This is a genomic window from Fontibacillus panacisegetis, from assembly GCF_900102215.1.
In the GTDB taxonomy this organism is placed as follows: Bacteria; Bacillota; Bacilli; order Paenibacillales; family Paenibacillaceae; genus Fontibacillus; species Fontibacillus panacisegetis.
Genome location: NZ_FNBG01000002.1, coordinates 113,604 through 127,843 on the forward strand (window position 1 = coordinate 113,604; position 14,240 = coordinate 127,843).

General features: G+C 47.4%; 5 protein-coding genes. All 5 read right to left on the reverse strand.

Annotated features, from left to right (window positions below):
- Window positions 1-132: 132 nt before the first annotated feature.
- Window positions 133-3,585: an AAA family ATPase gene (locus BLS49_RS03065; RefSeq protein ID WP_091226641.1), complete on the reverse strand. Its 3,453-nt coding sequence runs from the start codon at window positions 3,583-3,585 to the stop codon at window positions 133-135.
- The gene (locus BLS49_RS03070) at window positions 3,586-4,764 is read right to left on the reverse strand and encodes an exonuclease SbcCD subunit D (protein ID WP_091226643.1); all 1,179 of its coding nucleotides are present in this window, start codon (window positions 4,762-4,764) and stop codon (window positions 3,586-3,588) included.
- Between the two features lie 87 nt (window positions 4,765-4,851).
- Window positions 4,852-8,844, reverse strand: coding sequence for a helicase-exonuclease AddAB subunit AddA (gene addA / locus BLS49_RS03075; RefSeq protein WP_245742246.1), 3,993 nt, complete (start codon window positions 8,842-8,844; stop codon window positions 4,852-4,854).
- Complete coding sequence (gene addB / locus BLS49_RS03080) at window positions 8,845-12,369, reverse strand: helicase-exonuclease AddAB subunit AddB (RefSeq protein WP_091226644.1); 3,525 nt, start codon at window positions 12,367-12,369, stop codon at window positions 8,845-8,847.
- A gap of 459 nt (window positions 12,370-12,828) precedes the next feature.
- The gene (locus tag BLS49_RS03085) at window positions 12,829-14,202 is read right to left on the reverse strand and encodes a class I SAM-dependent rRNA methyltransferase (protein ID WP_091226646.1); all 1,374 of its coding nucleotides are present in this window, start codon (window positions 14,200-14,202) and stop codon (window positions 12,829-12,831) included.
- Window positions 14,203-14,240: the final 38 nt, after the last annotated feature.

Here is a 14,240-nt window from a genome sequence, read left to right on the forward strand (position 1 = left end):
CGGACGTATTGTACCGAAACTTTTCTGTACCAATACGTCCGCCGGGGTGCTTGCAAGATTGATGTCGGCTAACTGTAGTATAACAGCAGGGTGATACTGTATCTGTGATATGCATCACTTAGTGAGAGGTTATTAAATATTTTCAACTATGACCCTAGAGCCCTCTCCTCCACTCTCCGCAGGAATAACGATGAGTTTACGCGCTAGACGAGAACGGAGCTCGGCTACATGGGAAATGATACCTACCGAAAGATGATCGTCATGCAGATGCTCCAGTGACGTGATCACGGTATCCAGAAGCTCTGGGTCCAATGTACCGAAACCTTCGTCCAGGAAAAAGAACTGAAGCGGATATTGTCCTCTTAACTGAATTTGGGCTGATAAAGCCAGTGCTAACGCCAGCGATGTAAGGAAGGTCTCCCCGCCTGATAATGTAGCTACAGGACGTTTCACACCCCCATTAGCATCGTCACAGATGACAAAACCTCCACCTGAATCAATTTCAAGCGAATAACGCTGCTTCGTCAAGTTACGCAAACGCTGTGAGGCCGCGTGACTGACGTGCAGAAGTTGTTCTTCTGCGACGTATTCAACAAAAGCATTGCCCCGCAATGAGGATTGAAGTTTTCCTAGCAAATCAAATTCACGTGCAAGATTAAGCCGCTGCTGTTCCAGATCTTTCCAACGAACATGTCTTGTCATCAGGTCCTCCAGATCACGTTCAGCACGTGCCTTAAATTGTAATGCTTCTTCGAGCATGGACTTCGCATTATTCAGAGCTAAAGTACCATCTTCCCACTCTTCTTCTGTTACGATTCTGCCTGCGAGCTTGTCGTCCAGCTCCCGCAGGTTGATCTCCAGCTCTCGTTCACGATCCCGGTGATTTTTAATCGTTAGGGCATATTCGTTCGCAAGTTCAGCAGCAACAAATGAATCCGTAGCTTCTGCCTCATTTTGAAAAGGTGAGACTTCCAGCTCTTCCAACCACCGCTTGTGCAGCTTTTCTTCCTGTTCCCTTGCAGAAGCATCAGCCTGCAAGGCAAGAGCGTTACTTTGAGCAGCATGATTACTGGATGCAGCAGCAATAGCTTGTCGGTTTTGGCATTCCTCAACCTGTTTCCTGAGCATTGCTAATCGTTGAGTGGCCTCAGGCAACAGCTTATCTACTGAATCCTCTCCAATCCAAGATGACAGGCGACTATGTTTTTCTTGATACAGAGACTGTTTACCTTGCTCCTGTCCTTCCCGCTGCAGCAATTCCTTATCGAGCTCAATTAAATCTTTTCCAAGCTGAGACAGCCTTAAATTCTTCTCCTCAATAAAAGGCACACTTAATGCTAAGCGTTGTTTAATATCCTCTGCCTTCCGATCCTTTTCAACGATTTGCTCTAGAAGTCCAGCCACAGCTTCAACAGAGATGCCCGAATGCTCGGCATTCCATTCTTTCTCTTTATCTCTTAGCTCCTCCCGGCAATTAGTAGACCTCTCTGCAGCTTGTTTAAAAAATTCTTCTGCTCCCGCTGCCTCTGTACGTACCGCAGCAAGTCGTGGCTGCAGCTCATTCAACCGGGCTATAAACGTTCTTGCTTCCTTCTGTAAACCTTCCAATTGCGGTCTAAGTAGGGCATGCTGCTCCGCAAGCGTCTGAACAGCACCATGAAGCTTAGATATTTCAAGCACTTCATAGCTCATGTCGATTTGTAAAGAAGCTGCAGACTCTTGATTAGAATGAAATGAAATTTTATCCAAGCTATCGTTCTTACAATTCAAAGCATTCGAATCATTAAGCTGTTCTATAACAGAGCGTGAAATTTCCATATCACGAGATACTGAAAAGTTCAGTTCTTTAACTGTCGCAAGTAATGCAGATAATTGCTCTAATTGCTTGAAACGATCACCGACATTAAGTATCTCCTGTCCTTGACCATGTGCTTCATGTATTGGATGATGCTCCGAGCCGCACACAGGACAAGGCTGCCCTTTCTGCAATTGCTCTGCCAAACGCGAGAGCCAGACACTTTGTTCACTCTCTTTCACCCATGTGCGCAGCTGAGACTCTGCATTAGCAATCGTATTCATATGATTGGCGAGGATAAAATCAAGTTCGTTCAATTGCAGTGCATTATCAAGTGCGAGCTTAGCTAAATCAACACATCTATCCTTGACGGTATTCTCTTCCAACGCGATCCCATGCAAAAGCTTCACGGAGCTCTCCATTTTTCCGCGCAGTTCTATTTCCTCTGCTTCAGCTTTAGCCAGTTGCTCTTGTGCTCTGATCAATTCTTTTCCAAGCCCGGCAGCGGCTTGAATACTTTGGCGTTCAGAAGCTTTAACCTCACAATCTTTCAACAGCTTTTCAAGCTCCCGCTGGCGCCCCTGAGCTTTGGCTAGCAGTTGCTCTTCCTTCTGTATTTCATCAGCAACCGATTGCCGTTTCACCCCAGAGGATTCCTGTGATGCCCGAAGCTGATTCAGTTCCTCCAACAGGCTATTGCATTCCGATTGAAGCAGAACCGCCTGCTCTAATTGATTGATCCTTATGAGTAAGCCCGGTTCTTCCAAGCTCAGTGCAGAAGTAGCAGCAGCCAATGCCTCTGTAGCACTTACCGCTTCCTCTGTGGCAGCTTCTGACGCTTTACGGGCATACACAGCCGCCTCTTGTCGCTGCATCGAAAGTTGACGCGCTTCCTTCCAAGAGGTCAAGGCAGGCCGGATAGCCTCCGCTGCGGCTGAATGAACCAGTTTTGCTTCAAGCTGTGCGATCGTTCCGTCCTGTTCTTTAAGTTCAGTCAGTTGTACTGAGCGCTGTCCACGCTCCATCGCAAGCTCACGTACCTTTGCAAGCCCCTCGACCTTCTTCTCAGCTTCACCCAGCTCATCTCGACGTGAATTAGCTAGTACAGCCGCCGTCTTCATTGCATGTTCAGCAGCTTGCAATGCCTCTTCAGAGGCATTTCCCAAACCCTGCTGCTCAGCCGCCAATTCCTTCAGCTTCTGATCCGATTCTTTCACTCTGCGAGATAGTTTCTGAGCTAGTAAATCACCGTATTTTTCAAGGTGGAATAAGCGCTGAAGCATCTGTCTCCGTTCCGCCCCCTTAAGAGAAAGGAACTCTGCGAATTTTCCTTGCGGGAGCACAACTGCCCGTGTGAAATCATCCATCTTAAGCCCAATTTTCTCTTCAACGCATCGCGTTACATCCGCCAGCTTATCCGCTAATACGATTTCTCGCTCCGAAGTAATCTCTATAAACCTGCTGATTGTATTGCTCACGGATAGCTCATTTTGCCTCTTGAAACGCCGTTCGACCCGATACCGCTCAGACCCATTTGCCGACGATAATTCAAATGTGAAAGAGACGAATAACGCATCTTCCGAATGATTCATTATACCTTGTGTACCGCCAAAAGCGCGTCCTACTTTCCCGTACATAGCTAATGTTATAGCATCCAGGATAGTGGATTTTCCGCTTCCCGTCGGTCCAAAAATCCCGAATAGTCCTGTATCGCACAATGCCGTAAAATCAATTTCCTGCATCTCCCGATAACTCTGCAGACCTGATAATTTCAAGGATATCGGCTTCAACTATTCCACCTCCTCTCCGTGTCCTTCTTCCTCGGCAACAAGTGACATAAACAGCTCAACCAATTCCCCTTCCGGTTCAGCCCCACCGCTCTGCTGCTGATAAAACCTGCGAAACAACTCATGTACCGGCATTTGCGCACGTGAAGCTGCTACTTCTTCTCGGGATTCACGACCCGGATATATCGGTCTGATGTGAACGATTCCTTCATGCGCTTTGCGCAGACTCTGGATATCTCCAAGAGACATAGCCTCATTCAGGCTAAGCTCCAAATCAATAAATGCATTCCGATCTCTACCTTCGTCCAGCCACCGTCTCGCTTCCTCAAGTCCGCCCCGACAGCTCCAACGAACCAATGGCCTGCCGCTCGACAAATAGAGCTCCTGCGTAAAGGGCTCTTTCCCAGGGGCTATGTCCAGAAGCATAACGGATTTGGTCTGTCCTGCTTCTGAGAAGCTGTAGGCAAGCGGAGAACCGCTATAGCGCATTAACCCCTTTCCTTTGACTGCTTGGGGACGATGCAAATGTCCCAGCGCCGTGTATTGCGCTCCGATGTCAAGAGCTGATGGATCAACAGTATATGCGCCGCCCACTTGGATAGGGCGCTCGGAATCGCTTTCTACTCCGCCCAGCACATAGATATGGCTCATTGCCAAATTAATAGAATCGGGCCCGAACGCACTTCCAAGCTGTCTCATCAGCTTACCAACTTTAGCACTGTACGCGAGGCGAAGCTCACTTTCATCACCGTCTCCTGCCAGCAGTTCCGCAAGCCGCGCTTCTGACGGATACGGCAAAGCGGCGATGACTGCCCTCTCATTGGTCCGGGGAGCATGAAGCTGGACTGCCTCAGGCAAAGGCAATCCTACAAGCGTTATCCCGCGTCTAGCAACCAACGGCGATACTGCTGCGATTCGTTCCGGCTGATCATGATTGCCGGAAATAACGACAAGCTGGCGTCCGTTTTCAGCAAGTCTCGCTGCCGCCTCATAGAACATCGATTCTGCCGCAGCCGGAGGATTGACGCTGTCATATACGTCCCCAGCCATCATAATAACGTCAACCTTCTCAGCATCCGCCATGACAACCAGCTCGTCCAAAAACTGTTCCTGCTCCGCCAGTCGGCTTCTCCCTTCAAGCGTACGCCCTAAATGCCAGTCGCCCGTATGCAAAATACGCATTGACCTACTCCCCCTATATCGTTCACCTAGCCGTTAGCCGTTATTTTTATTAACCTTTTTTTGTTACGAGTCCATTTCCAAGTGTTTTTACAGCTTCACAGCATCCCCGCTATCAATGAAATACAGCCATTTCTCTTCAACAGGCACACCTGTTATATCTTCCACTGCTGTAGCGTATAATTCCAACTGAAAACGGTATGTTTCCGTCAGTGCAGAAATACCGCCCATATGCGGATGAACCCGGTCGCTCTTATAATCCAGCAAATATTGCTTACCGTCCACAAAGAACAGACAATCCACGATCCCCTGAATAAGTACGGTTTCCTGATCAAGCTGCTCTGATTGCACGAGTTGCGGGTATGCATTCGTAGCAGGCAAACCGTAAGAGAACGGCATTTCTCTTTTGATCCAATCCGCTCGTCGCAACAAATCCCCAATAGGTCCACGCAAAAAATCGGCGATTCGATTAGCATTAATAGCTGCGGTCTGCTCCTCAGTCATAATATGAAGTTCTCTTAAACGCTGAAGCGTAATGTGAACTATATCTTCATCCGTACTTTCATTCAGCGGCAAATGCTGCATCAAGGTGTGATAAGCTGTCCCCCGCTCAGTAGGCGTCAATTTGGACTGCTCCATAAACCGTGGACGGCGCAAATGCAGCTTGAATTCGATCTCATCATCCGCTATCTCTTTTTCATATCTCAGCTCCTGCACTTCGAACAAATCGGCAGCTTGCTCATCCATTTGAGCCAACACTGACTTCATCTCCGTAACAGACGTTTTTGCCGAAATGCTGGTTGCTTCAGAATGTGGATATGACCAGCCCAGCTTGTCGTTAACCTGCTTTTCCAGTTCAAGAGCTGCTCCATTTGCTCCTGAATCCGTTACAATAGCTCCCCCTGAGATCATCGCTTTCAGCTTGGCAGCATCCACCATAGAGGACTCATTCGTCGCAGCCGCTTCCGCGGCCCCTGTCCCAGCCTGCACAATATCTCTAGCACTCACATAACGGATGCCCCAATCAGATGCTCGATCTGAAAGGACAGGTGAGGAAGTATCCGGTAGTCCACCAAAACGTCGAAGCTCACTAGCAGCAGGATGTCGAATCAAGGAAGGACCAATCCAGTCCAGATAACACCGACCTCTAGCTAAAATATAATCCGGCAGCTGCTCTTCTTTGATTTCAAGCGCTCCGCTCCAAGCTTCAACCGATTTGGCCAAATCTTTTACCGATGATATTAATATCAGCTTGTCTTTGGGTCGTGTTAATGCCACATAGAGCACACGCATTTCCTCGGCCAGCAGCTCCATTTGCGCACGGCGTCGAATAGCCAAATTCGGCAGTGTAGGATAACTGACACGGAGATCACCGTCCACAAATTTTGGCCCAAATCCCATCTCCTTGTGCATCAGGAAAGCTGCATTGAGGTCCTGACGATTGAACATTTTAGAGAGGCCTGCCACAAATACTACAGGGAACTCCAGCCCTTTACTCTTATGAATCGTCATAATTTTGACGGCATCCCCTTGTTCTCCAGCAGCTGGAGCCGCACCCAAGTCACCGCCGTTTTCCCGCAATCTTCCGATATATCTTAAAAAGCGAAACAGTCCCCTGGATGAAGTCGTCATTTCATATTGTCTCGCCCGATCATGCAGTGCTCTTAGATTTCCTTGACGCTGAGGCCCGCCAGGCAATCCGCCAACCCAATCCAGATATCCGGTTTCACGGTAAATGCTCCAAATCAAACTGCTTAGCTCTCCATCCCTGGCCATATTACGCCACGTATTCAATTGGGCCAGGAAGTGCTCTAATTTGAGCTTCAGATTCTCAGCAAGGTTAACAGCGTTAGCTGCAGCTTCAGCACTTGGAGCATCGGATTTATTGGCTTCAATAGCAAGCGCAGCTAATAACGCCTCATAGTAGCTTCCTCCACCAATGGACAGTCTGATCTCCGCGAGTTCCTCTTCAGTGAGACCGTAGAGCGGAGAGCGCAAAACTGCTGCCAGTGGGATATCCTGAAGCGGATTATCGATAATTTGCAGAAGGGATAACATGGTCTCTACTTCAGAAGCCTGAAAATAGCCCTGACTTAGTTCACCGAATGCCGGAACACCCTCAAGACGAAGCTCTTCAATAAAAATGGGAGCCCATGACAACGTGGAACGCAGCAAAATGACCATATCCTTGTACTCAACAGCTCGCATCACCTTCTCATGCTTGTCATAGATCATCAACGGCGGCTGATCGCCTCCGCCAGTCAATTCATTGATTCGAGCGGCGATCGCTCTCGCCTCTAACCGAACTGCTTCAAGCTCTACAACCTCTTCATCCGAGTCGCCCTCTTCGCCATTCACTTCGGAAGCAGTTGTATTCGTAATGTCACCATCTTCTGCAAAGGATAAGTTATCACCATTACGATCAATAAGCAGCAGTTCAGGACGATAATCCTGATGGGTCGTATTTTCCGGAAAGCCTTCTCCGTACACTAGCTCAGCACGAAGATCATAAGAAATTTCAGCTACGCCTTCATTCATAATTTGACGAAACAGCAAATTCACAGCATCCACAACTTCTCTTCTGCTGCGGAAATTGCGAGCCAGATCAATTCGAAGACCTATTCCGTCAAAATCCTCTCCGTAACTCCGATATTTGTCCAGGAACAATCCCGGCTCAGCCAATCGAAATCGATATATACTTTGCTTCACATCCCCTACCATAAAGCGGTTGCCTATGCTATTGCTATTGCCTGACATAGGAGCTCCGCGTGAGATCAAGCGGACAATATCCTCTTGTACTGTGTTGGTATCCTGATATTCATCCAGCAGAACCTCATCATACTGAGCCTGATACTCCATCGCCGCATCCGAAGGAATAATATGATCAGGACTAGAATCAGGATGACGCAATATTTGCAAACAATAATGCTCTAGATCGGAAAAATCCAACCAGCCTTTATTCATCTTTTCCTGCTGATAACGCTGACTGAACGCAGTAATAAGCTTAGACAATTCCTCCATGACAGGAGCCGCTTTATGAAGCTCCTCAAGAAATTCTTCGGCTTTACGTCCATATAACTGTGTGCGAAGCTCTGTCACCATTTTTTTGGCTTCATCCCGCAGTCCTTTTACCCGTTCCTGCAGCGCAGGATCAGTTTGATCCTTTTTGCATGGCTTCAATTTACCGAATGACACATTTTGGAAAATATCATACAGACCCGACCATGCCCCTGACCCTACTGCTGACCGCAGCGTATCAACAAGGCTCAAATCTTCCTCCAGCGTTACGACATATGGTCCCGGGCCACCCGGTGATCCAGCAATATCAATTCCTTGGCGCAGTAAATCTGCAACACCGTCCAGCGCTATCTTCGTATCTTTCAAGATGCTGATAACCCACTGACTTTTCTCTAGAGCATCAATATCTGGTGACAAAAATGCGGAGGCAGCCTGACTCAGCCAATGCTCTGGCCATGAATGACTTCGCGAAAAATCATACAGCTTCTGTACCAGCACAAAAACCGCATCATCGTTCCTCTCACCACCAAACCAATCAACTAATGCAACAAATCTTTTGCCATCTTCTTTACCTTCGGATTCGTCAGCATATTTCTCCTCGAACAATTGCTCCAGCACTTCCTGACGCAGCAGAGCCGTTTCACTCTCTGAAGCGATCCGAAATCCAGGATCTAACGGAATCAGAGTGTAATACCGCTGTATCACTTCCATGCAAAAAGAGTGCAGCGTCGTAATCGAAGCACGGCCAAGCATAGCGAGCTGACGTGCGAGGTGTTCACTGCTGGGATCACGCTCCAGTTCCTTCTCCAGTGCTTCGCGAATACGCTGTCTCATTTCAGAAGCTGCAGCTTTCGTGAAGGTTGCAACAAGCAGTCTATCTACACTAAGCGGAGTATCAGCAGATGACAGCTTACGAATAATGCGTTCTACCAGAACCGCTGTTTTGCCTGAACCTGCGGCGGCCGCTACAAGAATATCTCCTCCGGTAAGACTGATCGCTTTCCATTGGTCATCGCTCCAATAACTCCCCGGAGGTTTGGGTATCGTCGCTATTTTGGCTGTCACTTATGCTTCACTCCTTTCTTCCATGCCTTGCAGCAGCTCCCATACCTTGTCCTTACCCGGCTTACTGAGCACATGATAGCTGCTTCCATCCAACGTCTCATCAAAACGACAGACCGGTCTATAAACGCAATGAGTACATGCGGTTTCTGTTCCGAGACGGTATGGCGCTATATCTACATCCCCATCAGTAATTCGTGTTCCAATCTCCGTTATGACATGACGAACCGAGGATAGCAGTGTATCCCATTGCTCTGATGTCGCCACTGATGCGCTGCTATAAAACCCGCCATCTGCCTTTACGGCTACCGGTAAAATGTCAGAGTATCCCCGTTCGAGCTGCCCATCCATTTTTGCAATCACATCACGATCCGCCAAGAGCAAACCTTTCATTTTGAAGCGTTTCAGCATCTCCAGCTGAGCTTGCTCCAAAGTCATTCCGTTACTGCTCTGAAGCAGTGGGTAATGCACATGAAAATATAGAGTACCCGCTGGTAGTGCAGGCTGACCCAGCCACTTCTCGGCAGACGAAATCAGCACATCCAGGTAAGTCAGCATTTGCAGCGATAATCCATAATACACTTCATGCAGCTTCAGATCGGTCTGGCTGGATTTGTAATCAATCACACGCAGCAATAGACCATCTTCACCCTGTGCCATATCCACTCTATCAATCCGTCCGACAATTTCCATGACGCAGCCGTTAGGCAGCTCAAAGGTAAGAGATGGCAGCAGACGACCGGGACCAAAATCCAGCTCTAATCCTACTGGTTCAAAGCTCCCCCGCCGTGACTGTTCCCCCAGAATTACGGAAGCTCGTCCAACGATATTTTTTAATTTACGAGAAATATATCCATAACGATGTGAACTAAGTAAAATTTCCCCCTGAAGCTTAGGAGCGAGCTTGTCTACCGCTTCGCTAGCTTCCAGAAGACATTCCTCTGTGGTCAGGCTGCCCCAGCTTCGATTCTGCTCTTTGAAGGTCATTGCCATCTGACTGAGTGCAGCATGGAATAGCTGTCCAATATCAGGTGCTTTCAGACGGTACATTTGACGCTCCTTCAACTTGAGACCATGTGAAGCAAAATGGGAGAACGGACATGCTGAGAATCGTTCCATTCTAGAGACGCTTGTCCGAAGTCTGGAGCCATATAGTTTCCGACTCGTTATCGGACTCAGTCCATGAACCCGATTGCGATAGTCCAGCGATCCGAGAAGCGATGATAGAATACCAGACCATTCCGGCTGATTTCTGTACCAATTCAACGCACTCCACCAGATCGGTGATATTTCTTGACCCGTTTTCCAGAGGCGAAGCTGAGAAATCAGACGGGACAGAGTCGGTACAGGACTGTTCACATAATCAAGCTGAACCTCAGTCCCTTCATCAATCCTGGGTTCATCGTTAATGCGAACCTCAGGCAAATGTCCGGTAAAAATAGTTCTCATATGTCGAATAACTTCTGAAGGGAGCAGAGTCTTCCCCTCATCATCAGCTACGGGATAACTTAGCCATAAGGAGTCGCTAGCAGCGGATAGCGCTCGGTATATTAAAAATCTCTCGTCAAGCAGCCTTCTAGTCATTCCCGGAGCCAGCTCCAGGCCAATTTCACTAAGACGCATGCGCTCCTGATCACTAAGCACACCTTCTTCCTGCAGGTTAGCCGGCATGATGCCTTCGTTAATTCCTAGCAGGAATAGATGTTTTACATCACGAATGCGTGTCCGATCAATACTTCCGACAAGCACCTGATCTATCGCGGGAGGAACAAGAGCTAGTTTTAAATCCTTGAGTCCGGTTTCCAATATACCTGTAAACACTTCTTTTGATAACATCTCTTCGCCCATCATTTCGACGATTTGATCCAGCAGACTTAGAATGGCGTTCCATAGCTGGCGATGCTCCATCGCTTGCTCCGGATCGCCTTGCTGTACTGCACGATGAGCCAACAGATCCAATTGCTGCGGCGCCTCAATATCTACAAGCAAATAATATACCGCTTCACACATCTCGCGTGCAGTCTTTGATTTTTTCAGACGATCCTCAAATGCACCAAGTGGCCCTGTCACAACGTCACGACACTTTTCTAAGGATTGGAGCACCTCGAGCCTTTTAGCCGGACGTTTGTCATCATCTACTTCAAGGGATAGGCTCGGAATATGGCTCCAAGCCCGTTCATCCCGCCAACGATAACCCTGTATCCCACACGCCAGCACATAATTTTCAAGCATGTCCATATCATCACGTGTCAAATTACCGTTCACCGGAAGCAAAAATCCACTCTTCACACAGCGAAATACATCGTCATATCTCCAAAACTTCGCAACGACATCCAATGCGCCACGAATCAGTTCAATCAATGGATGATGTAGAACATCCCTTTTTTGGTCCATGAAAAAAGGAATGCCGTAGTCTTGAAAAATCGGAGTAATTACATGTTCATAGTCATCTAAATTTCTTACAAACAAAGCCAAATCGCGCCATCGCGAACCATTATCGCGTACAAGCTTGACCATCTCGCGAGCGACACCTTCTACCTCAGTCCTCCTGCTTCCTGCAGCATGTAAGGATAATGACTGACTGATATCCGCCGGGGGTGTGCTTTGCTTCCACGGTGTACGGCGCTCATATGCAGACTCCAAATAGGACAGGGTCTCACTTCTTTGAAATCTGGGAAATGGGCGTTCATTAAGCCATTTGGATGGCTCCACTTCAATGCTAAGGGACTCTGCGAGTTCTTTAAGCTTGAGATAGGTCATTGCAGTAGGGTGGAACAGATTCAGCTCATGTGGAGCAATCCCGTCATCATAAGGACGATCCAGTGTAAGGGACACAGTTATTTTAGATACAGTCTGAAGAAGTGCACCGAGAGCGGAATACTCCTGAGGTGTAAAGGAATGAAATCCATCGATCCACATTTCGGCTCCCTGCAAATAATTACAATGAGGCGCTCCTTCAGCAAGCTTAATGACATGATCCTCAGCATCTATGTACAGCCTAGAAAGCTCATCATCAAATTCACGGTAAATTACATTCAAATCGTGCAGCTTGTCCTTCAGAAGAGGGGATTCACCAGAGGAGCTTTCCAGCAAACGAAGATGGCCGTCCAGCTCATTGAAATCAGCATTATATTTTTTCATTTCCGTATACAATGTGTTAATCCGGTCTATGAGTCCAAGTTGTTCACTGGCAGTCCCATACAGCTTCAATTCACCCTTGCGGCGTCTAATAATTTTGTACAGCAGCATTTTCTTGCCTTCTTCACTTATAGGCACAAGAGCTGAGCCTCCAGTCTCCTGCATAACCCGAAGCGCTAAACGCCGAAAACCCAGCACCTGAGCTCGAACAGTTCCACGAATCCCGGACGTCTGGACGATGCCCCTCTCAAGCTGGAAAGTTCCCTGTTCAGGCGCAAGTAAAATAAGCGGGGAGCCTGTAGGGTCCTCTTTTAATTTTGCCTTGATTTCTTCTAATATTAAGCTGCTCTTGCCGCTGCCAGAACGGCCAATGATGAACTGAAGTGACATTACAGCTGCCTCCTAACGCATATACGATGTGTCCTCTTGAACAAATTCATTATTACCCAGTATATCATATGCAATAAGAATACACGTTCCCAATATTTATTAGGTTGCTATAATCTACATAATAGAAAAAGTCTGCCCACAACACCCTCAGGTGACTATTAGGACAGACCTTCGAACCATGACCAAGTAAAACTGCAAAAGTGCAGTTTTTAACAGAAAAATTTGCTAATCTTAATGAAATCCTGCAAAAATACAGTTTTTCTGAGCTGATCGGTCCAACAGTGGAGCGAGGACAAGAAAAAGATGTACTTTTGCAGGTAATTTATTCAACGAACACACAAAAGCATAAAAAGATGTATTTTTGCAGCTATTTCCTACAAGAGATTAGTAATGTGCAAATACACTCATCACTACCACAGTCTTTTCAAACAAACAGAGTCATGTGTGTGCTTAGTGAATTTAGAAGTTTTTGCTTCGAACTTCAAACACTGCAAACTTCAAATAATGCCCCTCATCGACGCCAAGGATTTGCGGGTGATCCTTGCCCGCTGCTCTCCATTCCACCAGACGAAGCACTTTGCCTGCATCAGCGGCAGCATCTTGAATCGTCTCAAGAAACAGATCAGGACGCATATGGTAAGAGCAGCTCGCCGTAACTAGATATCCACCCTCATTAACGAGCTTCATCCCGTGTAAATTGATATCCTTATATCCGCGAACAGCGCCTTTTACAGCACCTTTCGTTTTCGCAAATGCTGGCGGATCAAGAATCACGACATCCCAGGTACGCCCTCCTCCCGCCGTCATCGGTACTGAAGTGTCCACAGGCTTCGCATCCTTTGCTCCTCTTGCATCGCGCTCCGACAGACCTTTAACTTGATTGCGAAGATACTCGAAAGCATCGGCAACGACAAACTCTACTCGCTCCTCAAATCTATTTAGGCCAACATTGATCTTAGCACTCTCAATCGCATGTTCAGAAATGTCGAGACAGGTTACCTTCTTTGCTCCATATTTACATGCATGCAAAGTAAAGCTGCCCGTATGAGAGAAGCATTCCAGCACGGTTGCTCCATTCCAATAAGGGAATGTCACTTCCTTACCTTTGCGATTTACCGGAACGATTCTACTGTTACCCTCGTCATCAGCAAGCTCCTGGAGTATGATCCCGCTTCGCTCTCCCCATCCGGTCATCAGCGGCTCAATCGAGGCACGATTCTCGCGCTGATCAAAGAAATAACCTGTTTTTTGACCCTGCTCGATATCAACCTGAATCTTCAAGCCATTTTCGGTAACAGTGACAAAGCGCGAAGGATTACCATAGAGTATCCCCTTCACCTGCTCCAAGCCTTCCATTTCACGTATCGACACATCACTGCGCTCATATATTCCCGTTGGCTGGAGAACTTCTACAAGTGCCTCAACGATAGACTTTCTGCACCGATCCATTCCAAGGGTGAGCAGTTGAACAACTATAACGTCATCAAACCGATCCACGATAAGACCTGGCAAAAAATCAGCTTCGCCATATACAAGGCGGTACGCATTCTCATGAACAAATCGTGCTCTATGCTTCAAACATTCACGGAATCTCTGAACAAAGAAAGGCGTGTCCATTTCCTCAAGAGGTAGAAAGGATACAAGACGTACAGTAATTTGAGATGCCGGATTATAATAACCAGTCCCTAAAAACCGACGGCGATGATCCATAATTTGGACTAAACTTCCTGCGGCCGGATCTCCTTCCACACCCTCGATTTCATTCTTAAACACCCAAGGATGACTTTGCTCCAGACGCTTTTTTCTACTACGTTGTAAAATAACGGATGCCACTACTTCTCACTCCTCATTTTTTTTATCGAATATGATCT

What these genes read in the sequence shown, in the direction of transcription:
- BLS49_RS03070 (WP_091226643.1), bottom strand. Translation starts at nt 4,764, where the DNA reads ATGCGTATTTTGCATACGGGCGACTGGCATTTAGGGCGTACGCTTGAA.
- addB (WP_091226644.1), bottom strand. Translation starts at nt 12,369, where the DNA reads ATGTCACTTCAGTTCATCATTGGCCGTTCTGGCAGCGGCAAGAGCAGC.